The organism is Streptomyces sp. NPDC088554, from assembly GCF_044752945.1.
Classification (GTDB): domain Bacteria; phylum Actinomycetota; class Actinomycetes; order Streptomycetales; family Streptomycetaceae; genus Streptomyces.
Window position 1 is genome coordinate 1 of the sequence record NZ_JBIVMF010000017.1, and the last position, 22236, is coordinate 22236.

The window sequence follows — 22236 nt, forward strand, 5'->3', positions numbered from 1 at the left end:
CCGTCGCCGGCGAGAAGGCCATCGCGCAGATGGTGCTCACCCTCGCGAAGGAGGTGATGGCCCTCAACGAAAAGATCGCCGAGATCGACAAGCTCATCGAGGGCCGGTTTCGCGAGCACGAACTCGCCGAGGTGATCCTGAGCATGCCCGGCATGGGGCCCAGACTCGGCGCCGAGTTCCTGGCCGCCGTCGGCGGCAGCCTGGACGGCTTTCCCACCGCGGACCGCCTCGCGGCCTTCGGCGGCGTCGCTCCCGCACCGCACGACTCCGGCAAGACCAGCGGCAACCTGCGGCGCCCTCAGCGCTACCACCGGCGCTTGCAACGCGTCTTCTATACCTCCGCGTTGGTCAGCTCCTGGAGCGATCCCAACTCCAAGCGGTTCTACGACCGCAAGAGAGCCGAAGGCAAGAGCCACATCCAGGCTGTCCTGGCACTGGCCCGCCGACGCGTCAACGTTCTGTGGGCCCTCATCCGTGACCGACGGTGCTACCAAATCACACCACCCGTCACCGAGGCTGCTTGACAACAGCATTAGGAAGCTTCCTGTTCCACGGTCGACCCCGCCTGTTTTGATACGGGAGATGAGGGCGCGGAGGCTCTGGGGTGTGGTGGTGACGACCGTGCCGGGACGTCGCTCTCGCGGAGTTTGACGGAGCCCTTGTCGGCTGCGGCGACGTTGATGCAGTTGGCCCCTTGGCCGCTGTAGGAGGATTTCTGCCAGTTGAGGGCGGACATGGTCAGTGCCTCCTCGGGCTGCCTTACGCGGTGGCGTGGCGGAGCTTGCCTGCCTTGACACCAAGGATGAAGGTGCGGAGCGTCTCCGGAGTAGTGGTGACTATGACGTCCGGGACGTCGCTCTCGCGGAGTTTGACGGTTCCCTTGTCGGCTGCGGCGAGGTAGACGCAACTGTTCGCGTTGGCGCTGTACGAGGATTTCTGCCAGTTGAGGGCGGACACGTGTGTTCCCTCTCTCAGAGGTCTTGCGCGATCCTGCGGATCAAATCGCGGGACGCCGCTGGCTTGAGGGTACAAGTCTCCATACGGTCCAGAACGGTTCGGTACTTGACCAACTGCGGTTGGGTATCGAGGAACGCGGCGCCATGGTCAGAGTCGAGCTGGACCGTATCCAACGCTGGCACCGTTCCGGTCATGTAGTGGATGCTCTGTCCGGAACTGGGGAAGGTTCCCACGCCGAACGGGATGGCGAGGATGGTGATGTGGTCCCGTTCGCTCATGTCGAGTAGGTAGTCGAGTTGTGCTCGGGCCGCTTCCGGTCCGCCGAACCCCATACGTAGGGCGGCTTCGTGGATGATCGCGGTCAGAGGCATTGGGTGCTCCCCGTAGAGCACGGTCTGACGCTTGATCCGGTACGAGACCCGGTGCTCCACCTCGTGTGGTGCGAGCGCCGGTACGTCGTCACTGATCACCGCGTGGGCGTGGGCCCTGGTCTGGAGCAGTCCCGGCAGGTGGATCACTGATGTCGTACGCATTGTGGTGGCGTGGTGCTCCAGTTCGGCCAGATCGAGGGTGTCCGGCGGAAGCATGTCGCGGTACTCGTCCCACCAGCCGCGTGTTCGACCACCGGTCATTGCGGCGAGTGCTTCGATCAGGTCCTCGTCCGCGCAGGTGTAGCTGCGAGCCATGGATCGGACCCGGTCCGCGCTTACCGCGAAACGACCTGTTTCGACGCTGCTGACCTGCGGTTGCGAAGAGCCGAGGAGTGCGGCGGCTTTCGTTACGGACAGGTCTGCTTGCTCGCGCAGCCTGCGTAGTTCGGTACCGAGACGCCGCTGACGCATCGTCGGCAGCTGCTTCCTGACCACGGTTCTCCTTCACTCATTCTGATGCATGAGAGTTTTTCTTGCCATGAATGGCAATGCCTCCCCTGCGGTGTGAAGCAGGCCACACAAAACCGGCCCGCGCCACCAGGCGCCCTCAACTCACCATGCCCATCTCCCGATAGGGGATTTCCGTGACCGTATCGCCGCAGAACTCTGCCCTGGAGCTGTTCGATTTCGATCAGGAGGTGTACGACCTGGTACGGGCCACCGCGCCCCGCCTCTTCGCCGTCGTCGTCGAGTACCGGGGTGGCCCGGAGGAAGAGGACCGGGATGCCGCCGTCGTCGCCTGGGGGCTGGCGCACGAGGACGGTGCGGCCGAGGTGACCCGGGTGGGTGGGGGCGGGCAGTTGCGGTTGGCGGCGCCCGAGAGTGTGGCGCGGTACTTCGGGCGGGGCGAGGGGTGTGTTCCCCGGGTCGTGTGGCTTCCGGGGGACGGGGTTGACGTACCGGCGGAGGAGCGGGCCGCCTGAGGCGGGGGCGTACGACAGCACACCCGCCCCGGGGTGGGGCGGGTGTGGTCGGGGCAGAGTGAAGGTCAGTGCTCCGTCGGGGACGGCTCCAGGACGAAGACCGGGATCTCGCGGTCCGTCTTCTCCTGGTAGTCGGCGTAGTCCGGGTACGCCTCGACCGCGCGCGCCCACCACAGGGCCTTCTCCTCGCCCGTCACCTCGCGGGCGATCATGTCCCAGCGGTCGGTGCCGTCGCGGAGTTCGACGCGGGGGTCGGCCTTGACGTTGAAGTACCAGACCGGGTGCTTGGGGGCGCCGCCGAGGGAGGCGACCGCCGCGTACCGGCCCTCGTGTTCGACCCGCATCAGCGGGCTCTTGCGGATCTTGCCGCTCTTCGCGCCGAGGGTCGTGAGGAGGATGACGGGGAGGCCGTGGATCGTCGTCCCCTCCGTGCCGCCGGAGCCTTCGTACAGCTCGACCTGGTCGCGGGCCATCGGGAAGGTGCTGGGCTCGTACTCGCCTTTGAGTGGCATGACTGCTGCTCCTGTCGTCGGGTACCCGTAGGTTCCAATGCTCCCGCGTGGTGTGGTCATTCCCGAGCCCGGCCGCGTCTGTCAGTGGGCGGAAGTACGCTGGACAGCCCCCGGTGCGTATGACTCGCCGGGTCCGTTTTCGTGCCCGTACGCCCATCCGACCCTTGCCTATCCGAATACCTGGACGGAAGCTTTCCATGAGCCTGCACGGTCTGCTCGACGCCGTCACCGAGGACCCGGCGCTCGCCGAGGCGGTGAAGGCCGCCGCCGACGGGCACCGTACGCATGTCGATCTGGTCGGTCCGGCCGCCGCGCGGCCCTTCGCCGTGGCCGCGCTGGCGCGGGAGGCCGGGCGGCCCGTGCTGGCGGTGACGGCGACCGGGCGGGAGGCGGAGGACCTGGCGGCGGCGCTGCGGTCGCTGCTGGACCCGGACACCGTCGTGGAGTACCCGTCGTGGGAGACGCTGCCGCACGAGCGGCTCTCGCCCCGGTCGGACACCGTCGGCCGGCGCATCGCCGTGCTGCGCAGGCTGACGCACCCCGTCGCGGACGATCCGAGCGCCGGGCCGGTCAGTGTGGTCGTCTCGCCCATCAGGTCTGTGCTCCAGCCGCAGGTCAAGGGGCTCGGGGACCTGGTGCCGGTGGCCCTGAGGTCGGGGCGGAGCGCCGATCTGGGCGCGGTGACCGAGGCGCTCGCGGCCGCTGCGTACGCGCGGGTGGAGCTGGTCGAGAAGCGCGGGGAGTTCGCCGTGCGCGGCGGGATCCTGGATGTCTTCCCGCCCACCGAGGAACACCCCCTTCGGGTGGAGTTCTGGGGCGACGACGTCGAGGAGATCCGTTACTTCAAGGTCGCCGACCAGCGTTCGCTGGAGGTCGCCGAGCACGGGCTGTGGGCGCCGCCCTGCCGTGAGCTGCTGCTCACCCCGCAGGTGCGGGAGCGGGCCGCCGCCCTCGCCGAGCTCCATCCGGAGCTGGGGGAGCTGCTCGGCAAGATCGCGGAGGGCATCGCGGTCGAGGGCATGGAGGCGCTCGCGCCCGTACTCGTGGACGAGATGGAGCTGCTGCTCGACGTCCTGCCCAAGGGCGCGATGGCGCTGGTCTGCGACCCCGAGCGGGTCCGGACCAGGGCCGCCGACCTCGTCGCGACCAGTCAGGAGTTCCTCCAGGCGTCCTGGGCGGCCAGCGCGGGCGGCGGCCAGGCGCCGATCGATGTGGGCGCGGCCTCGCTGTGGTCCATCGCGGACGTCCGGGAGCGGGCGCGCGAGCTGGGGATGGCGTGGTGGTCGGTCTCGCCGTTCGCCGTGGACGACGAGACCGCGCCCGATGCGATCACGCTCGGGATGCGTGCCCCGGAGTCGTACCGGGGGGACACCGCCCGCGCGCTCGCCGACACCAAGCAGTGGCTGGCGGACGGCTGGCGGACGGTGTTCGTCACGGAGGGCCACGGTACGGCGGCGCGTACGGTCGAGGTGCTCGGCGGCGAGGGCATCCCCGCGCGCCTGGACACCCCCGGCGCGGACGGCGCGGGCGGGCTCACGGAGATCGCGCAGGCGCTGGTGCACGTGGCGCGCGGCTCGATCGACTACGGGTTCGTCGACCCCGGACTGAAGCTGGCCGTCCTCACCGAGACCGACCTCTCCGGCCAGAAGGCCGCGGGCAAGGACGGCACGCGGCTGCCCGCCAAGCGCCGCAAGACCATCGACCCGCTCACCCTGGAGCCCGGCGACTACATCGTCCACGAGCAGCACGGCGTCGGCCGGTACGTGGAAATGGTGCAGCGTACGGTCCAGGGCGCGACCCGCGAATATCTGCTCGTCGAGTACGCGCCGGCCAAGCGCGGCCAGCCCGGCGACCGGCTCTACATCCCCACCGACCAGCTCGAACAGGTCACGAAGTACGTCGGCGGCGAGGCGCCCACGCTGCACCGCCTCGGCGGCGCGGACTGGACGAAGACGAAGGCGCGCGCCAAGAAGGCCGTCAAGGAGATCGCCGCCGACCTGATCAAGCTCTATTCGGCGCGCATGGCGGCCCCCGGCCACGCCTTCGGCCCCGACACGCCGTGGCAGCGCGAGCTGGAGGACGCGTTCCCGTACGTGGAGACGCCCGACCAGCTCTCCACGATCGCCGAGGTCAAGGAGGACATGGAGAAGACGGTCCCGATGGACCGCCTGATCTGCGGCGACGTCGGTTACGGCAAGACGGAGATCGCGGTGCGGGCCGCGTTCAAGGCGGTGCAGGACGGGAAGCAGGTCGCCGTTCTCGTACCGACGACCCTGCTCGTGCAGCAGCACTTCGGCACGTTCTCCGAGCGGTACGCGCAGTTCCCCGTCTCGGTGAAGGCGCTGTCGCGCTTCCAGTCGGACACGGAGGCGAAGGCGACGCTGGAGGGGCTGCGGGACGGCGCGGTCGACATCGTCATCGGGACACACCGGCTGTTCTCGGCCGAGACGAAGTTCAAGGACCTGGGCCTGGTCATCGTCGACGAGGAACAGCGCTTCGGCGTGGAGCACAAGGAGCAGCTCAAGAAGCTCCGCGCCAACGTCGACGTGCTGACGATGTCCGCGACCCCCATCCCCCGTACGCTGGAAATGGCCGTCACCGGCATCCGCGAGATGTCCACGATCACCACCCCGCCGGAGGAGCGCCATCCGGTGCTGACCTTCGTCGGACCGTACGAGCAGAAGCAGATCGGCGCCGCGATCCGGCGTGAACTCCTGCGCGAGGGCCAGGTGTTCTACATCCACAACCGGGTCGAGTCGATCGACCGGGCCGCCGCCAAGCTGCGCGAGATCGTCCCCGAGGCGCGGATCGCGACGGCGCACGGGCAGATGTCGGAAGGGGCGCTGGAGAAGGTCGTCGTCGACTTCTGGGAGAAGAAGTTCGACGTGCTGGTCTCCACGACGATCGTCGAATCCGGCATCGACATCTCCAACGCCAATACACTGATCGTCGAGCGCGGCGACAACTTCGGCCTCTCGCAACTGCACCAGCTGCGCGGGCGGGTGGGCCGTGGCCGCGACCGGGGATACTCCTACTTCCTGTACCCGCCGGAGAAGCCGCTGACCGAGACCGCGCACGAGCGCCTCGCGACGATCGCCCAGCACACCGAGATGGGCGCGGGCATGTACGTCGCCATGAAGGACCTGGAGATCCGGGGCGCGGGCAATCTGCTCGGCGGCGAGCAGTCCGGCCACATCGCGGGCGTCGGCTTCGACCTGTACGTACGGATGGTGGGCGAGGCGGTCGCGGACTACCGGGCGGCGGTGGACGGCGCCGAGATCGAGGAGGCCGCCCTCGAAGTCAAGATCGAACTGCCGGTCGACGCACACGTCCCCCACGACTACGCCCCCGGCGAGCGGCTGCGCCTCCAGGCGTACCGCGCCATCGCCTCCGCCAACACGGAGGCCGACATCACGGCCGTACGGGAGGAGCTGACCGACCGGTACGGCAAGCTCCCCGAGCCCGTGGAGAACCTGCTGCTGGTGGCGGGCCTGCGGATGCTCGCGCGGGCGTGCGGGGTCGGCGAGATCGTGCTCCAGGGGGCCAACATCCGCTTCGCGCCGGTGGAGTTGCGGGAGTCACAGGAGCTGCGCCTCAAGCGCCTGCACCCCCGCACGGTGATCAAGCCCGCCGCCCACCAGATCCTGGTGCCGCGCCCGACGGCGGGGAAGATCGGCGGGAAGCCGGTGGTCGGGCGCGAACTGCTGGCGTGGACGGGGGAGTTCCTGACGACGATCCTGTCGTGAGGCCCGCCCGGGGCCGGCCTCTGTGGTGAGGCCGGCCCCGGCTGGTCTCCGTCGGGTGACACACGGCTGGTGCCCGTCTCACTGGCCGAGGATCGCCCGCAGGGTCACGTACAGCAGCGACGGGCCGAGCAGGCAGCCCAGGCCCGTGTAGAAGGTGGCCGTCATGGCACCGTAGGGCACCAGCCGCTTGTCGGTGGCGGCCAGTCCGCCGGCCACTCCGGAGGTCGTCCCCATCAGACCGCCGAACGCCATGGCGGACTTCGGGTTGTTCAGGCCGATCAGCGGGGCGATCAGCGGTGTCCCCACCATCACCACGACGGATTTGACCAGACCGGCGGCGACGGAGAGCGCGATGACATCCGAGCTGGCGCCCACCGCGGTGCCGGTCACCGGCCCGACGATGTACGTGGCCGCCCCGGCGCCGATGGTCGTCATCGACACGGCGTCCGTATAGCCGAAGGCCGCCGCGACGACGGACCCGGCCGCGAACGAGACCAGCACACCCAGGATGACCGAGAGCATGGCGGTCGGTCCGGCCCGCTTGATCTGCCGCAGGTCGACGCCGTACGCGGTGGAGACGATCGCGAAGTCCCGGAGCATCGCACCGCCCATCAGGCTCAGCCCGGAGAGGGCGGCGAAGTCGGCCAGTCCGGCATGGCCACCGGTCGTCGAACCGCCCCAGTAGGCCAGCACCAGGCCGAGGAGGATGGCGATGGCGGAGCCCTGCAACCGGCCCCGGGTCAGCTTCCGGGACAGCCACTCCGAGACCAGGATCAACGTACCGACCAGCGCGAAGGCCACGAGCAGGCCGTTGTCCTCGAAGACGGAGAGGAACCGGTCCATCTCAGACCTCCTGCTTCTCTTCGGCGGTCAGCGGAGGCAGCGGCTGCGACGGCCCGCCCATGCGCGCCAGTACGGGGACCAGCGCGCCTCCCGCGACGATCGCGGCGAGGCCCGCCAGGATGGCCATCGGGCCTCCGGTGACCGCCTTGACCACGTTCTGGGTGGCGGCCATGGCGATGACGATCGGTATGTACATCGCGCTCCAGAAGAGCAGGCCCTGCTCGCTGGGCTTGGGGAACCTGCCCTTCTCCCGGAGCCAGTGGGTGATCAGCATCAGCATGATCATGGCGAATCCGACTCCGCCCACATTGGCGTCGACGCCGAGGGCGTGGCCGAGCAGCTCACCGACGAGCGTGCCCGTGAGCATGCAGAGCGCCAGCGCTGCCACTCCATAAATGATCATCGTCTACTCCACACTGAGAGTTCTCCACACTGAGAGCCATGGGACAGAGACCGGAGGATCAGGCGTCCACGTCGGTGAACAGGTCGCGGTAGCGTTTGCGTAGTTCGGCCTTCTGGACCTTGCCCATGACGTTGCGCGGCAGCTCTTCGACGACGCGCACGGCACGCGGGTGCTTGAACCGCGCGAGATCGGCGGTGAGGAAGTCCAGCAGCTCGCGTTCCTGGGGCCGCTCGCCCGGCGCCGGGACGACGACGGCCACCACCGTCTCCCCGAAGTCCGGGTGGGGGACCCCGATCACGGCGGACTCCAGCACCTCGGGATGGGCGTCGAGCAGCTCCTCGATCTCCTTGGGGTAGATGTTGTAGCCCCCGGAGATCACTAGGTCCTTGCCCCGGCCGACGATGCACAGGTAGCCGTCCTCGTCGATACGGCCCAGGTCGCCGGTGATGAAGAACCCGTCCGCCCGGAACTCGGAAGCGGTCTTCTCGGGCATCTGCCAGTAGCCGGTGAAGACGTTGGGGCCGCGTACCTCGATGCTGCCCACCTCACCGTCGGGCAGCGCCCGGCCGGTCCCGCCGTCCACCACGCGGATCTCGGTGCCGGGCAGGGGCATGCCGACGGTGCCGGGCTTGCGCGGTCCGCCGTCGTAGGGGTTGGTGGTGTTCATGCCGGTCTCGGTCATCCCGTAACGCTCCAGGATGGCGTGGCCGGTGCGGGCCTCGAAGGAGGCGTGGTCGCTCGCGAGCAGCGGGGCCGAACCGGAGACGAACAGCCTCATCGAGGCGCAGGCCCCCGGGGTGAGCCGGTCGTTCTTCAGCAGCCGGGTGTAGAAGGTGGGCACGCCCATGAGCACGGTGGCCCGGGGCAGCAGATCGATGACCGTATCGGCGTCGAACTTCGGCAGGAAGTACAGGGAGGCGCCTGCCGTCAGGGCCATGTTCGCCGCGACGAAGAGCCCGTGGACGTGGAAGATCGGCAGCGCGTGGATCAGCCGGTCCTCGGCGGTGAACCGCCAGGCGTCCAGCAGAGCCCGGCAGTTGGAGGCGAGATTGCCGTGGGAGAGCACCGCGCCCTTGGAGCGGCCGGTGGTGCCGGAGGTGTAGAGGATCGCCGCCGGGTCGTCGGCCGAGGCGTCGAAGTCCTTTTCGTGACGGTCCGAGGCGTCGAAGTCTTCTTCGTGACGGTCCGAGGCGTCGAAGTCTTCTTCGTGACGGCCCGAGGCGTCGAGGACCTCCTCGTGACGGCCCGAGGCGTCGAGGATCTCGTCTCCGTCGAGGAGCGTGCCGTCGCCGGCCGTGCCGAGGGTCTCGACGACGAGTCCCTCTCCCGTGCGGTGCGCGTGGTCGGTCAGCCGCTCCGGAGCGCAGACGAGTACGCGAGGCCGGGCGTCCCCGATGAAGTACTCCATCTCCGCCCCGGTGTACGCGGTGTTGAGCGGCAGGAAGACCCCGCCGATCCGCAGGGTCGCCAGATACAGCGCGATGGCCTCGGGGGACTTCTCCACCTGCATGGCGACCCGGTCGCCGGGGACGACACCGGCGGCGACGAGCCGGGCGGCGATCCGTCGCACGGTCCGATCGGTCTCGCGGTAGGTGATGTTCCGCCCGTCGGGCAGCTCGAAGAGCGCCTTGTCCGGCTGTCGCTCCACCTGCTCGGCGAACGACCGGTGAATGGTCCGGAAGGATGCCATCGGAGGTGTTCCTTTCTTGTCCTGCGAGGCATTGCCCTCTGCGGCTCTGTCCTCTGAGATCCGGTCCTTCGAGGTCTTGTCCTCTGGGACGGTGTGCGTACCTAGGGTGGGGGGCGCCGCCCGGGCGTCCGGGAAGGCGTCCCGAAGCGGGCCGCCGAGCGCCACGGCGCGGCGGCGGACGAAGTCCTCGTGGCGGCGCTCCAACTGATCCGGCTCGTAGCGGTAGTTGATCATCGCGCCGTACGACTGCCGCCAGGCCGCGGGCGAGTTGTTCGCCGGCCAGTTCAGCTGCCAGGCGGCGGCTCCGTTGCCCAGATGGAAGCGGGCGACCGGATCGAGCGGGCGTCCGTCGTCGCGCCGCTCGACCGCGATGTACCGGGCCAGAGCGGCGAAGAGCCGGGAACGTATCCGCTCGATGTCCGGCACCGCGAGGTGCGCCGGCTCCCGCACGGCGTCCAGCTCCTCGGCGAGCAGCCGCAGACCGTCCTCCGACTCGGCCCGCTCCCCGAGCCAGCGCCGGAATCCCGGGATGGGCGAGAGCGTGGCGAACTGCGTGAGGTGCGGCAGCTGCTCCCCCACGTGCTCGATGACCTGCTTGATGAGGAAGCTGCCGAAGGACACCCCGGCCAGCCCGTCCAAGGCGTTGTTGATCGAGTAGAGCGCGGCCGTGTCCGCCCGCGAAGGGCGGAGCGCCGGACCGGGCTCCAGCAGGGGGGCGACACGGTCCGGCAGGCCGCGTACGAGAGCGACCTCCACGAAGATCAGGGGCACGTCCCCGGTGGCCGGGTGGAAGAAGGCGTAGACCCGGCGGTCCTCGGGCTGGAGCCGGCGGCGCAGCTCGTCCCCGCCCGCCATGGGGTGGACCTTCTCGCTGTGCAGCAGGTGTTGGCGCAGCTCCTGCGGCGCGTCCCAGGTGACCTCCGCCATGCGGAGGAAGCCGCGGTTGAACCAGGAGGTGAGCAGGTGGTGGAAATCGTGGTCGAGGGGCCGCAACTCGGGGTGGTGGCGTATCAGCCGGCGCAGATCCGCGCGCATGCCGACGAGGGCGAGCGTGGCGTCGGGCGCGTGGTTCATCCGGCGGAGCAGCTGCTGACGGGCCGGTTCGACCGCGTCGAAGAGCCGGACCAGCTCCGCCTCGCCCTGGGTTCCGCCGTCCCTGGCGGCTTCCCAGTGGCGGAAGGCCGTACGGACCTGATCGGCGTCGACATCGTAGGTCCGGGTGATGTGGGTGAAGAAGGCCCGCCTGCCGGTGTCGTCGAGCTCGCCGTAGGCGGCGAGGGCCCGTGCCGCGACCGCGCGCATCGAGGCTTCGCCCACGTCGCTCATCAGGACTTCGCAGGCCGCCAGCAGCCGGTCCAGCGGGGGGCCCTGGGGATCCCCGGCCGCCGAGCCGCCGCCGTCCGGTTGCCCGAGGATCTGGAACAGGTCGCTCAGCAGCCAGCCGCCATGAGATTCCATCCCGACTCCTCCCGCCCCTTCTCTGTATGCATCGTGGGAAGTGATGTATATAACAAGCGCACCGTAGAGTACGGAAGTGAGGTGCGCCAGCCCCTGGAGCGGACTGACACCGGAAGCCTGAGCGATCGGAGGTGGGCATGGCCCGAGTCCCGGAATCCCAGCGTGTGAGAGACGCGTTGGAGAACGCCGTCGTGGAGGGCCGCTACCGCCCCGGCGAGCGACTGGACCCCGCGCGGCTGGAGAAGGAGTTCGGCTGCTCCCGCACACCGATCCGCGAAGCCCTCCAGGCGCTGGAGCGCTCCGGACTGGTGCAGATCCGCGCCAAACAGGGCACCTACGTCACCGAGTTGAGCGTCTCCGAGCTGGCCGAGCGCTTCGAAGTCATGGCCGAGCTGGAAGGGATGGCGGCGCGGCTGTCCGCCCGCCGTATCGAGCGGGAGTCGCTGGACACGCTCGAACACGCCCTGCGGGAATGCGAGGAACACGCGCTGGCGGGTGACTCCGACGGCTACTACTACGCCAACGCCTGCTTCCACGGCGTCGTCTACGACGCCTCCGGCAACGAGTACCTGCGGCAGCAGGCCCACGCGCTCAAGCGGGCCCTGCAGCCCTACCGGCGGCTGCAACTGCGCGTACCGGACCGCATGCGGCGTTCCCTGGCCGAGCACCGGGAGATCGCCGACGCCATCGCCCGAGGCGACGCCGAGGCCGCGGAGAACGCGGCTCGCGACCATGTGCTCGTCCAGGTCAAGGAGTTCAGCCAGCTGATCCGGACCTGGAGACACGTGACCCGGCCGACGCGCGGCACCGGGTGAGCGCATCCCCTCCGGACGTCCGTCACCGGCGCACGGTCCGTCGCCTTCCCCGGTAGCGCGTACGACGGGCCGACGCGCCGCCGGCCCTGGCCGCGCGGGGACGGCGACGGCGGCGCCGCGCGCGGTTCGGGGACCGGGGGGACCGCCGGCCGGGGAGCCCGGCCGAGATCGGCGTCGGCCGGAGGGCGTTGTCCAGGGCGCCGGACAGGTCGTCCGGGCCGGGCGGGAGCGAGCCGTGGCCGCGGCGGGGGACGCAGAGCGGGTCCGGGACCGGGAGGGTGTCGGCGGCGTTCGAGGTGTCCGGGCCGGGGGCGGCGGCCGGGGTGACGGCCTCGTAGGTCAGGTCCAGGGACGGGCGCCAGGCGGCGGTCGCGGAGGCACTGGAGTGGAACTTCTTCCAGTGCGCCGCGTCGCCGGTCGGGGCGGTCAGCGCGAGACCGTGGTCGGCGCCGCCCTCCGTGGCGATCCGGGTGAACCACGAGGCGTCGAGCGGTACGTGCATCCGCACCCCGACCGAGGAGGCCCCGGTGGTGTTGGCGCAGGACGCGCCGGGCTCGGGGGTGACCGTACCGAGCGGGGTGGGGTCGAACGCCGGGCCCGGGTAGCCGGTGACCCCCGCCGGGGTCCAGTCCGTGGTGACCGGGTGGACCGAGAACGGCGAGGGGACGCAGGACGAGGACCACAGCGCCCACACCGTGAGGGTGGCGGCGGAGACGCGCCGGTCCTTCAGCGTCGCGCCGAGGGCGCCGAACCGGAGGAAGGCGTTGGCCTTGTTCGTACCGGAGTCGTACGAACCGACCTTGACGCGGTCCCGGGCGGAGTGGTCGCCCGGGCGGGTGTTCTGCGCGTAGGTGGAGCCGCTGACGGCGATGGCCGGGGCGGGGGTGTCGACGGTCGACGGGCGGACACGGAGGGTGGCGGAGCCGTCGGCTTCGGCGTCGGCCTTCGTGGTGGCCTGTAAGTCCGAGACGGCCGGGGTGAAACCCCTGGCGGTGCCGCCCTGTTGGGCGGGGTCGCGCGCCGGGAGGGCGGCGCCGGTGGCGGTGGCGGCCTCGGTGGTGAGTACGAGGGAGAAGAGGACGAGCACGGAGAGAGCCGTGACTCTCGCTCTTCGGCGTCCGGCACTGCCGGGCGCGAATAAGCGAGAACCACGGACCCGTCGAACACGCATGGGTGGAGCCTCTACTGAAGAAATGAGCGAAAGATTTGTACAACCTTCTCCTCTGCTCGTGAGTCGAACCATGCGGATAGCTCTATTTTGATCTTTCTTTACCTAGGTGGAGTGGGCGTTCTTCCTGGTCAGGGCGATATTTCGTACTATCGATGATCATCTGGCGCGCCAGTTCGGACGCGGTTCGGACGCGGTTCGGGCATCGGTGCGGGCTCTGGTTACGTGAGACATAGGGTGCGGGTGTGTACAGAGTCGAAGATCGAATATCGCGAACGTTCCTGATCCCGGGGGCACTTGCCCTCTCGGCGGCCCTGCTGGCGGGCTGTGCGACGGCCCCGGAGCCCGACGCCACGGCCTCGCCCACCCCCACCGCCACCGGTAGTGGTGCCGCGGGTGGCAGTGGCGGCAGCGTGTACGGAGTGCTTCCGCTCGCCAACCCCGAGGGGACGAAGCGTGGGCTCGCGCCCGTCACCGCCGAGGCCGACAGAAAGGCCGCGCTGGAGCTGATCAGGACGGTGCCGACCGCCGACCGGGGCTCCAGGGCCGGGTACGACCGGAAGAAGTTCGGTTACGCCTGGATGGACACGGCGGAGGGCATCCCGCTCGCCGGGAACGGCTGCGACACCAGGAACGATCTGCTCGCCAGGGACGGCAAGGACCTGAAGTATCGTTCCGGCTCCGACTGCGTCGTCATCTCCATGACCCTGAACGACCCGTACACGGGCCAGGAGATCGAGTGGCGGAAGGAGGCGGCGTCCAAGGTCCAGATAGACCATGTGATGCCCCTCTCGTATGACTGGCAGATGGGCGCCTCGCGCTGGACCTCGTCCCAGCGCAAGCAGATCGCCAACGACCCGCTCAACCTCATCCCGGTGGACGGCCCGACCAATGGCTCGAAGAGCGACTCGGGACCGGCGGACTGGCTCCCGCCGAACGAGGAGATCCACTGCGCGTATGTGGCCCGGTTCGCGCAGGTGGCGCTCAAGTACGAGCTGCCCGTGACCGTGCCGGACAAGGAGGCCATGCTCGCCCAGTGCGGCGGCTGAGCCCTGTTTCCGGTGGCGGGCGAGGGGTGCCCGTGTCCGCCACCGGGCGGTCCGTACCGTCCGTCACCGGGTCACCGGGTCACCGGGTCACCGGGTCACCGCGTCACCGCACGCGCAGGCTCTCCGCGATGCGTTCGGCCTGCCGGCGCAGGGGCGTGACCACCTTCTCCTCCAACTCCTCCGCGGAGAACCGGGTCACCGGATACACCGCCGACAGCGCCGCGTTCCGCCCGCCCGTGACCGCCGGGACCAGCACGGCCACGCCCTCCATCCCGACGTCGAGTTCGCTCACCGAGTGCGCCCAGCCCCGCCGTACCGTTTCACGCAACTGCTCACGCATGACCTCCCGGTCGGTCACCGTCCAGGAGGTGTACGCCCGGATGTCGGCCGTCGCGAGGTAGCGGTCGAGGTCGGCGGGGGGCAGATGCGCCAGCAGCATGCGCCCCGCCGAGGTGACATGGGCGGGTGAGCGCTCCCCGATGGGGATGTTGAGGTGCAGCGTCCGGGGCGCGTTGGCCCGGGTGACATAGCGGACGTCGTGTCCGTCGAGGACCGCGAGGAGTACGGACTCCTCGACCTGATGGCTGAGTTCGCGCATATACGGCTCGGCGGCGGCCACGCCCAGGTTGGCCAGATACGAGAAGCCGAAGTCCAGTACGCGCGGCGCGAGCGAGAAGTCCCGTCCGGACTGGGCGACATACCCCAGGTCGACGAGGGTCAGCAGGATCCGCCGGGCCGTCGCCCTGCTCAGCCCGGTCGCCTCGGCGACCTCGCTGAGGGTGCGGTGCGGATGGCGTGCGTCGAACGAGCCGAGGACGAAGAGACCCCGGTCCAGCGACTCCAGGAAGTGTTCGCCCCGCCCCTGGTCACGTCCTTGTTCACGCTCCCGTTCGCGCTGCTGTCCCCGTTCCCGTGGTGCCATCGCGGACTCCTTTCGAACGGGCCCGAGCATACGGAGGCGAGTTGTGACCCTTGACACAGCCCCCTGCTGAATTTACCGTCCCGATTTCAGCCATGTTTCGGAGAGCGCACCGAAGTTCGCTCAGCGAACGGTAGCGAACAGTATGGAGCATTCATGAGCATCCCCGTAACGCCCGGATCGCCGGACGCCGCCGGCACCGATACCGCCACCGCCACCGACACCGACGCGTTCGACGAGGGGCAGGCCCGCCGTGCCGCGTTCGGCAGCTTCGCCGGTGCGGTCATCGACTGGTACGACTTCATCCTGTACGGCCTGGTCGCCGCCCTGGTCTTCAACACCGAGTTCTTCCCGGACGTCAGCCCCGCCATCGGCACCCTCGCCGCCTTCGCGACCTTCGGCGTCGGCTTCCTGTTCCGGCCCCTCGGCGGCATCGTCTTCGGGCACTACGGCGACCGCCTCGGGCGCAAGCGGATGCTCGTACTGACCATGGTCCTGATGGGGGCCTCGACCACGCTGATCGGGCTGCTGCCCGGATACGGGACCATCGGCTGGTGGGCGCCGTTCCTCCTGGTCGTCCTGCGCGCGGTGCAGGGCTTCGCGGTCGGCGGCGAGTGGGGCGGCGCCGCGCTGATGGCGGTCGAGTCCGCGCCCAAGGCCAGACGCGCCTTCTACAGCAGCGGCGTCCAGGTCGGCTACTCCGTGGGCCTGGTGATGGCCACCGGCTTCGTCCTGCTGATGAGCGGGCTGACGACCGAGAGCCAGTTCCTGTCCTGGGGCTGGCGGGTGCCGTTCCTCGCCAGCGTCGTCCTCGTCGTCGCCGGGCTGTGGGTCCGCTCCCGGGTCCATGACTCCGAGGAGGTTCTCCAGAAGGTCGAGGAGGCCGAACAGGACGCGGCGGTACGGGGACGGCGGCGCGTCCCGCTGTTGGAGGCGCTCCGCACCCACCCGCGCGCCTTCGCGCAGATCTTCGGGCTCCGGCTGGTCGAGCTGTTCTCCGGCTATATCGTCACCGCGTTCGCCCTGAGCTACGCGACCGAAGAACTCGACTACTCGCGCGCGTTCATGCTCAACATCGGGCTGCTCGTCGGCGCCCTCGGCATCATCACCATCCCGACGTACGCCTACCTCTCCGACCGGTTCGGACGGCGTCGGGTCTACATCACGGGCGCCGTCTCCGGAGCGGTCATGGCCGCGCCGTTCTTCCTGGCGCTGGAGAGCGGCTCGGAGGCAGCGACCGTCATCGCGGCCGTCCTGCTCTTCAACGTCGCCCACGACCTGGCGGTCAGCGTCCAGCAGCCCCTGTTCACCGAGATGTTCGGCGCGGAGTACCGCTACAGCGGCGCGGGCGTCGGCTACCAGTTCGCCAGCGCCATCGCGGGCGGCTTCACCCCCTTCATCGCGGTGGCGCTGGCGACCGCGACGGGCGGATCGTGGCATCTGGTCGCGGCGTACCTCTTCGTGGGCTGCGCCATCTCCGCCGTACTCGCCTGGAACCTCGCGCGGGACCACCGCACCGGGCCGGAGAAGCCCACAGGCACCACAGGCACCACAGACACCGGCGCCGCCCCGGCCTCCGCGCGCACCCCCGCCGTCTGACGCCCGTCGTACACACCGGTACACCGGAAGGATCCCGCCGTGCAGCGTTCCAACGGCTTGCGCACCCTCCTCGACGGCCGGGGCATCGTGGTCGCGCCCGGCGCGCCCGACTCGGTCACGGCGCGCCTCGTCCAGGCCGCCGGATTCGGGGCCGTCTACCTGACCGGGTTCGGGGCGACGGCCAGCCGGCTGGGCACGCCCGATATCGGGCTGCTCACCCAGACCGAGATGACCGAGCACGCCCGCAATATGACGCGCGCCGTCTCCATCCCGGTCATCGCCGACGCGGACACCGGCTACGGCGGCCCGTCCAACATCGAGCGGACCGTACGGGAGTACGTCCAGGCCGGGGTCGCCGCCATCCATCTGGAGGACCAGGTCGCCCCCAAGCGCTGCGGGCAGCTGGCCGGGATCCGGCTGATGGACGCGGAGGAGAGCGCGCGGCGGCTGCGCTGCGCGATCGACGCGCGCGGTGCCGACGACCTGATCGTCATCGGCCGTACGGACGCGATGCCCGCCCTCGGCGCCGCGGAGGCGATCCGGCGCGCGCGGCTCTACCAGGAGGCGGGCGTCGACCTCGTGTTCGTCGACGGGATCAAACACATCCGCGAGGTGGAGGCCGTCGCGAAGGCGGTGCCGGGGCCCAAGGTCGTCTCGATCGTGGACGGCAACGAGACGACCCGGCTGACAGCCCGCGACCTGGAGGAACTCGGTTTCTCCGTCGTCCTGTACGCCGTCACCGCCCTGTTCACCGCCACCCGCGCGGTCGCCGACGCGCTCGGCCATCTCGCCAGGACCGGCACCCCGAGGGGCGGTCCGGCGCAGCACACGTACGGGGAGTTCAGCGACCTGGTGGGGCTCCCGCACCACCAGGACCTCGACCAGCGCTTCGGCGCCTGAGCCCGCGTCCGCAACGGACCCGGGCCCGCGGCCACCACAGAACGGAGGGCCACCGTGACCGCCAACGCGAACGCCACCGCCACCGTCGTCGTCACCGACTACGAGTTCGCCGACCTCGCGCCGGAGCGGGCCGTCATCGAGGGGGCCGGCTTCCGGCTCGTACCGGCGCAGGCGTCCACGCCGGACGAGCTGGTCGCCGCCTGTGCCGACGCCGACGCCGTCATCAACCAGTACGCCCGGCTCACCGCCGAGGTGATCGGGCGGCTCCCGGCGCTCCGGGTGATCTCCCGCTACGGCATCGGGCTCGACACGATCGACGTCGACGCGGCCACCGCCGCCGGGATCATCGTCGCCCATGTCCCGGACGGCTCGCTCGACGACGTGTCCGACCACGCGTCCGCGATGATCCTGGCGCTGGCCCGGGGGCTCGGCCCCTACCGCGCCTCGCTCGCGGCGGGCGGCTGGGACTACACGGTCGCGGGCCCGCTCTTCCGGCTGCGCGGCCGGACACTCGGGCTGCTCGGCTTCGGCCGGATCCCGCAGTACGTCACCCGCAAGCTGGCCGGGTTCGGGCTGCGGGTGCTGGCGCACGACCCGTACGCGCGGCCCGCGACCGCCGAGGAGTACGGAGTGACCCTCGTCGACGCCGAAACCCTCTTCCGGGAGGCCGACTTCGTCTCCGTACACGTACCGCTGACCGACGCGACGGCCGGGATGGTCGGCGCCGAGGCGTTCGCGCTGATGAAGCCGACCGCCTATGTGGTCAACACCGCCCGTGGCCCGGTGATCGACCAGGACGCGCTGGTGGCGGCGGTCCGGTCGGGGCGGATCGCGGGCGCCGGTCTCGACGTGTTCGAGAGCGAGCCGCTGCCGGCGGACCACCCGCTGCGCGGGATGGACAACGTCCTGCTGTCGCCGCACTGCGCCTGGTACTCGGAGGACTCCGAGGAGGAGATACGGACCAAGGCGGCGCGGAACGTCGTCGAGGTCCTCCGGGGCGAGCCGTTGACGTACCACGTCAACCGCGAGGTCGTCCCGCACACCCGCCGCCGGTGACCAGCGCCGTCAGGCTCTCAGCCGAGGAAACGCATCTCCGGGTAGGCGCCCGTCGGCCCTTCGAGGATCCGCGCGCGGCGCCCCCGCAGATGCAGGTCGAAGTAGGCGCGCAGGAAGCGCCGCTGGATCGCGATGCTCCGTGCGCTGTCCAGCGGTCCGATGACCTCGGCCAGCTGCTCGGCGGTGCCGCCGAGGCGGTCGAGGGCCTGCGGCAGGAACGCCTCGTAGTCGGTGTACGAGAAGTGCCGCGACCCGGTCAGCAGGAGCATCCGGCGCCAGCCGCGCAATTTCGGCCACGCCGCCGTCCAGTTGTCGTTGGTCGCGGCGTCCTCACCGATCAGCAGGAACGGACCGGGTACGCCCTTCGTCAGGGCCGGGCCGAACAGATGGCCGTCGAGATTGGCGCCCGCCAGGAACGGCATCCCCTCCGCCATCGCCGCCGCGGCCGTCGCCCCGCCCAGCGAGTGGCCGAACAGGGCGGTCCTGGACAGGTCGAGCAGCTCGCCGAGGCGGGCCGGAAGCGGGTTGCCCCGGGCCCGTACCCGCCGGGACAGCTCCTCCCGTACGAAACGGGTGTCGGCCACCCGGACGTCGACCGCCTTGTCGATGACCTCCGTCATGTTCGCCTCGGTGAGCTCCGGCATCCGGTGTGTCGTGACCCGGCCGCCGGGGAACTCGACCACGCCCGCGTCATAGGTGTGGTCGATGGTGACCACGACGTACCCATGGCTGACGAGATCCTCGACCAGCGCGGTGCTGGACGCGCGGTACTGCCCGTGCCCGTGGGAGTAGAGGATCACCGGCAGCCGGCCACCGGAGAGATCGGCGGGCGCGCCGGTACGGGCGTGGGTGGGCGGCAGGGTGACATAGCCGTCGAGGAGATAGCCCGTCCGCTGGAAGACCTCGGCCGCCTTCGGATCCATCCACGGCGCCCTGGGCAGCCCGGCGCCCCGGAGGGCGGGGTACCAGATCTGGACCATCAGCTCCCGTACGGGCACGGACCCGACCCAGGGATCCCGTCGCGAGCGGTCCGTGAGGTGCAGGGTCACGGTCCCGAGGGCGTGCGGCCCGGTCGGCCGGGGGAGGGCGAGCCGCACGGGGGCGGGGGCGCTGCCGCTCGGGGTGGCCGCCGCGGCGGTCGTGGCTCCCGCTCCCGCTCCGGTGAGCGCGAGACCGGCGGCGAGCGCGGTGCCCGTGGCCATCACCCGCCGCCTGCTGGGAGCGGAGGGACGGGCGAGGTGCGGCATGGTGTCTCCTTCACGGTCGTACGTACGGACGGGGAGGCGAAGGTTGCGGGGCCGCACCGCCGAGTGGTGGGGCGGCCTACCGAAAAACTAACGGCCTTACCGGAGCGGGGTTGTTGTGATTCCTCATCCCTTTCGCTGACATTTGTCACTCAAGCGCACGGCCGGGCCCGCCGCCCGACGTGACCGGCGGACGCGCGCATGACCGGCAACCCGGCGCGGGCTGTCGGTCACGGTGTATACGCTCAAGCCTCAGGCGTTCCCCAGGCATCCCAGGAGCAGCAATGCACGGCCATGGCCATGTGCCGCCGCCGCAGCCCCCGCAGCCCCCGCAGCCCCCGCAGCCCCCACCGCAGCCGCGGCGACAGCGGCCGGGCGGGAGCGGAGCGGCGGTGCTCGGACTGCGGGTGCTCTTCTGTCTGCTGACCCTGGTCAGTTGCGGACTGCTGGCCTGGGCCGCGCTGTTGCGGCTCGCGATCGTCACGGGCCGCACACTGCACTGGACGCTGTTCGTGCTGGCCGTGGCGTTCACGGTGGGCTGTATGGCCGTCCTGGGGATGGAACCGGACACGGCCGAGGCCACGCCGAATGTGGTGATCGCCACCCTGCTGCTGCTTCTGCTGGACGTCGCCGTGCTGGTCTTCTATCTGTACGCGGAGATACGGCACTTCGCCGCTCTTTCCCGTCAACTCCCGCCGATGACACCACAGTTCGGCTACGGCTATCCGGGGCCGCAGCCGCAGCCGCAACAGCATCCGCAACAACAGCAGCCGCAGCCGCAGCCGCAGCCGCAGCGACACACTCCGCCGCCGCAGCACCTCGTCGCACCGCCGATACCGTCCACCCCGCCCGCGCCCCGCCCCCGGATCGACCAGGTGCGCGCCGAGCTGGACGACCTCAGCGACCTCCTGAGAAACCAGCGGGAAGGCCGGTGAACGGACGCGTCATCGGGGGCCGTTACGAGCTGTCCGCCCTCATCGGCCAGGGCGGCATGGGCCAGGTCTGGACCGCGTACGACCAGCGCCTCGACCGGCGCGTCGCCGTGAAGCTGCTGCGGCCCGACCGGATGGCCGCGGCCACGGCGGCCGAGGAGATGCGCCGACGTTTCGTCCGCGAGTGCCGGGTCACCGCCCAGGTCGACCACCCCGGACTGGTCACCGTCCATGACGCGGGCAGCGACGGCGAGGACCTCTACCTCGTCATGCAGTACGTCGAGGGCGCCGACCTCGCCGACCATCTGGCCGAGCACGACCCGTACCCCTGGCAGTGGGCCGTCGCGGTCGCCGCGCAGCTCTGCGGTGTCCTCGCCGCCGTACACGCCGTGCCGATCGTCCACCGCGACCTCAAGCCGCGCAACGTCATGGTCAAGCCGGACGGCACGATCACCGTCCTCGACCTCGGGGTCGCCTCCGTCATCGACACCGACACCACCCGCCTCACCCACACCGGTTCGCCCATCGGCAGCCCCGCCTATATGGCCCCCGAACAGGCGATGGGCAGCGCGGTCGGCCCGTACACCGATCTGTACGCGCTCGGCGTGCTCCTCCACGAACTGCTCAGCGGCAGCGTCCCGTTCGAGGGCTCCACCGCCCTCGGGGTGCTGCACCGCCATCTGTACGAGCAGCCCCCGCCCCTGCGCGGAGTGCGGCCCGAGGTCCCCGAACCGCTGGAGGCGCTCGTGCTGGGACTGCTCTCCAAGGACCCGTTGCACCGCCCCTCCGGAGCGCGGGAGGTGTACGAGCGGCTCGCTCCGCTGCTGCCCCGGCACCCCGTCCCCGCGACCGGCCCGCTCGACCCGACCCGGCCCTTCATCCGCCCGCACGCGCCCTGGCCCGACCGGGTCGCCACCCCGCCGGCGGCGCCCCCGCCCGTACCGCCGCATCCACCGGTCCCGGCGCGCCGGCCCGATGTGGCGGCCGCCGTCGACGAGGCCAAGCGGCTCCTCGGCGAGGGCAGCATCACCCAGGCCGTGGACATCCTCGGCGCGATCCTCCCGGCCGCCGCCGCCGAGCACGGCGAGCACTCCCCGGTCGTCCGCATCCTGCGCAAGCAGTACGCGTCGACGCTCATGGACGACGGCCAGTACCGCCGCGCCCTGCCCGAGCTGCGCCGTCTCGCCGACGACCGGTCGGCCGAGGCGGGTCCGGGCGATCCGCAGACGCTCGGCTTCCGCTACGACGCCGCGCAGTGTCTGGAGCAGCTCGGCGAGGCCGCCGCCGCGCTGACGGAGTACCGCGCGGTCCTCCCGCACCACGAGAACGCGCGCGGGCCCGGCACCGACCCGGGGCGCGCCTTCGACATCCGGCAGCGCGTCGGCAATCTGCTGCTCGTGCTGGGCGACCACACGGGCGCCCGGCAGCACTTCCAGAACCTGCTGTGGGACACGGAGCGGGTCTACGGTCCGTACCACCCGCTCCCGGCGGAGATCCGCCGCGTGCTCGACCGCCGGCAGCAGTTCAGGGGGTGAGACGGGAGGGGCCGGGCGTTCCGGGGCGGACGGGAGCGGCTGTGCCACACTCCTGA

The 22236-nt window shown here is 70.6% G+C and carries 20 protein-coding genes and 1 pseudogene; 10 read left to right on the forward strand and 11 right to left on the reverse strand.

Annotation, left to right across the window (positions count from 1 at the left end; translation table 11 throughout):
- Window positions 1-524, forward strand: a 524-nt coding sequence (locus tag ACIP8W_RS20585) for a transposase (RefSeq protein ID WP_402204064.1), incomplete at its 5' end; no start/stop codon positions are given.
- Between the two features lie 8 nt (window positions 525-532).
- Here ACIP8W_RS20585 and ACIP8W_RS20590 read toward each other — a convergent pair.
- The 3 genes from ACIP8W_RS20590 to ACIP8W_RS20600 are packed head-to-tail and all read right to left on the reverse strand — an operon-like array spanning window position 533 to window position 1799.
- A complete protein-coding gene (locus tag ACIP8W_RS20590) occupies window positions 533-736 on the reverse strand; it encodes a DUF397 domain-containing protein (RefSeq protein ID WP_401956008.1) in 204 nt (67 codons plus the stop codon).
- A gap of 23 nt (window positions 737-759) precedes the next feature.
- A complete protein-coding gene (locus tag ACIP8W_RS20595) occupies window positions 760-957 on the reverse strand; it encodes a DUF397 domain-containing protein (protein WP_401956009.1) in 198 nt (65 codons plus the stop codon).
- 14 nt (window positions 958-971) lie between these two features.
- Window positions 972-1799, reverse strand: coding sequence for a helix-turn-helix domain-containing protein (locus ACIP8W_RS20600; protein ID WP_402204150.1), 828 nt, complete (start codon window positions 1797-1799; stop codon window positions 972-974).
- A gap of 173 nt (window positions 1800-1972) precedes the next feature.
- Between ACIP8W_RS20600 and ACIP8W_RS20605 the strand changes: the two genes are divergently transcribed.
- Window positions 1973-2311 (forward strand): hypothetical protein, encoded by a 339-nt coding sequence (locus ACIP8W_RS20605; RefSeq protein WP_402204066.1) that lies wholly within the window; start codon window positions 1973-1975, stop codon window positions 2309-2311.
- Between the two features lie 65 nt (window positions 2312-2376).
- Here the strand turns inward: ACIP8W_RS20605 and ACIP8W_RS20610 are convergent, their stop codons facing one another.
- Window positions 2377-2823, reverse strand: coding sequence for a nitroreductase family deazaflavin-dependent oxidoreductase (locus tag ACIP8W_RS20610; RefSeq protein ID WP_401956011.1), 447 nt, complete (start codon window positions 2821-2823; stop codon window positions 2377-2379).
- Window positions 2824-3020: 197 nt separating this feature from the next.
- Between ACIP8W_RS20610 and mfd the strand changes: the two genes are divergently transcribed.
- Window positions 3021-6569, forward strand: coding sequence for a transcription-repair coupling factor (gene mfd / locus ACIP8W_RS20615; RefSeq protein WP_401956012.1), 3549 nt, complete (start codon window positions 3021-3023; stop codon window positions 6567-6569).
- A gap of 78 nt (window positions 6570-6647) precedes the next feature.
- Here the strand turns inward: mfd and madM are convergent, their stop codons facing one another.
- The 4 genes and pseudogenes from madM to ACIP8W_RS20635 form a co-directional block, all read right to left on the reverse strand.
- Complete coding sequence (gene madM, locus ACIP8W_RS20620; RefSeq protein ID WP_401956013.1) at window positions 6648-7412, reverse strand: malonate transporter subunit MadM; 765 nt, start codon at window positions 7410-7412, stop codon at window positions 6648-6650.
- 1 nt (window position 7413) lies between these two features.
- Window positions 7414-7815 (reverse strand): malonate transporter subunit MadL, encoded by a 402-nt coding sequence (madL, locus tag ACIP8W_RS20625; RefSeq protein ID WP_401956014.1) that lies wholly within the window; start codon window positions 7813-7815, stop codon window positions 7414-7416.
- A 58-nt stretch (window positions 7816-7873) separates the two neighbouring features.
- Window positions 7874-9505, reverse strand: coding sequence for a malonyl-CoA synthase (locus tag ACIP8W_RS20630; protein WP_402204152.1), 1632 nt, complete (start codon window positions 9503-9505; stop codon window positions 7874-7876).
- A 225-nt stretch (window positions 9506-9730) separates the two neighbouring features.
- Window positions 9731-10963: pseudogene (locus ACIP8W_RS20635) on the reverse strand (malonyl-CoA decarboxylase domain-containing protein); the annotation flags it as partial.
- 164 nt (window positions 10964-11127) lie between these two features.
- On the opposite strand from ACIP8W_RS20635, the gene ACIP8W_RS20640 reads away from it, so the two are divergent.
- Window positions 11128-11778 carry a GntR family transcriptional regulator gene (locus ACIP8W_RS20640; protein WP_401956015.1) on the forward strand — a complete coding sequence of 217 codons (651 nt, stop codon included), beginning with the start codon at window positions 11128-11130 and terminating at the stop codon, window positions 11776-11778.
- Between the two features lie 22 nt (window positions 11779-11800).
- Here the strand turns inward: ACIP8W_RS20640 and ACIP8W_RS20645 are convergent, their stop codons facing one another.
- Entirely contained in the window at window positions 11801-12865 is a 1065-nt protein-coding gene (locus tag ACIP8W_RS20645) for a DNRLRE domain-containing protein (protein ID WP_402204069.1), read from the reverse strand.
- 326 nt (window positions 12866-13191) lie between these two features.
- Between ACIP8W_RS20645 and ACIP8W_RS20650 the strand changes: the two genes are divergently transcribed.
- Window positions 13192-13995, forward strand: a complete 804-nt coding sequence (locus ACIP8W_RS20650) for an HNH endonuclease family protein (protein ID WP_401956017.1) — start codon at window positions 13192-13194, stop codon at window positions 13993-13995.
- 103 nt (window positions 13996-14098) lie between these two features.
- On the opposite strand, the gene ACIP8W_RS20655 is transcribed toward ACIP8W_RS20650, so the two are convergent.
- Window positions 14099-14917, reverse strand: a complete 819-nt coding sequence (locus ACIP8W_RS20655; RefSeq protein ID WP_401956018.1) for an IclR family transcriptional regulator C-terminal domain-containing protein — start codon at window positions 14915-14917, stop codon at window positions 14099-14101.
- 153 nt (window positions 14918-15070) lie between these two features.
- Here ACIP8W_RS20655 and shiA point away from each other — a divergent pair, with 153 nt between their 5' ends.
- The 3 genes from shiA to ACIP8W_RS20670 are packed head-to-tail and all read left to right on the forward strand — an operon-like array spanning window position 15071 to window position 18469.
- On the forward strand, window positions 15071-16513 hold the full coding sequence (gene shiA, locus ACIP8W_RS20660) for a shikimate transporter (protein ID WP_402204072.1): 1443 nt from the start codon (window positions 15071-15073) through the stop codon (window positions 16511-16513).
- 39 nt (window positions 16514-16552) lie between these two features.
- Complete coding sequence (locus ACIP8W_RS20665; protein WP_401956020.1) at window positions 16553-17413, forward strand: oxaloacetate decarboxylase; 861 nt, start codon at window positions 16553-16555, stop codon at window positions 17411-17413.
- A gap of 54 nt (window positions 17414-17467) precedes the next feature.
- Window positions 17468-18469, forward strand: a complete 1002-nt coding sequence (locus tag ACIP8W_RS20670) for a C-terminal binding protein (RefSeq protein ID WP_402149685.1) — start codon at window positions 17468-17470, stop codon at window positions 18467-18469.
- 17 nt (window positions 18470-18486) lie between these two features.
- Here the strand turns inward: ACIP8W_RS20670 and ACIP8W_RS20675 are convergent, their stop codons facing one another.
- Entirely contained in the window at window positions 18487-19716 is a 1230-nt protein-coding gene (locus ACIP8W_RS20675) for an alpha/beta hydrolase family protein (RefSeq protein ID WP_401956022.1), read from the reverse strand.
- Window positions 19717-19997: 281 nt separating this feature from the next.
- Between ACIP8W_RS20675 and ACIP8W_RS20680 the strand changes: the two genes are divergently transcribed.
- Together ACIP8W_RS20680 and ACIP8W_RS20685 are read left to right on the forward strand one after the other, a co-directional pair.
- Entirely contained in the window at window positions 19998-20648 is a 651-nt protein-coding gene (locus tag ACIP8W_RS20680) for a hypothetical protein (protein WP_402204074.1), read from the forward strand.
- Window positions 20645-22180, forward strand: coding sequence for a protein kinase (locus ACIP8W_RS20685; RefSeq protein WP_401956024.1), 1536 nt, complete (start codon window positions 20645-20647; stop codon window positions 22178-22180). Before ACIP8W_RS20680 ends, ACIP8W_RS20685 begins: the two co-directional genes overlap by 4 nt.
- Window positions 22181-22236: the final 56 nt, after the last annotated feature.

Coding starts and splice junctions, on each gene's coding strand:
- madM (WP_401956013.1), bottom strand. CDS start 7,412: ATGGACCGGTTCCTCTCCGTCTTCGAGGACAACGGCCTGCTCGTGGCC.
- mfd (WP_401956012.1), top strand. CDS start 3,021: ATGAGCCTGCACGGTCTGCTCGACGCCGTCACCGAGGACCCGGCGCTC.
- ACIP8W_RS20680 (WP_402204074.1), top strand. CDS start 19,998: ATGCACGGCCATGGCCATGTGCCGCCGCCGCAGCCCCCGCAGCCCCCG.
- ACIP8W_RS20610 (WP_401956011.1), bottom strand. CDS start 2,823: ATGCCACTCAAAGGCGAGTACGAGCCCAGCACCTTCCCGATGGCCCGC.
- shiA (WP_402204072.1), top strand. CDS start 15,071: ATGAGCATCCCCGTAACGCCCGGATCGCCGGACGCCGCCGGCACCGAT.
- ACIP8W_RS20675 (WP_401956022.1), bottom strand. CDS start 19,716: ATGCCGCACCTCGCCCGTCCCTCCGCTCCCAGCAGGCGGCGGGTGATG.
- ACIP8W_RS20655 (WP_401956018.1), bottom strand. CDS start 14,917: ATGGCACCACGGGAACGGGGACAGCAGCGCGAACGGGAGCGTGAACAA.
- ACIP8W_RS20600 (WP_402204150.1), bottom strand. CDS start 1,799: ATGCGTCAGCGGCGTCTCGGTACCGAACTACGCAGGCTGCGCGAGCAA.
- madL (WP_401956014.1), bottom strand. CDS start 7,815: ATGATCATTTATGGAGTGGCAGCGCTGGCGCTCTGCATGCTCACGGGC.
- ACIP8W_RS20630 (WP_402204152.1), bottom strand. CDS start 9,505: ATGGCATCCTTCCGGACCATTCACCGGTCGTTCGCCGAGCAGGTGGAG.
- ACIP8W_RS20590 (WP_401956008.1), bottom strand. CDS start 736: ATGTCCGCCCTCAACTGGCAGAAATCCTCCTACAGCGGCCAAGGGGCC.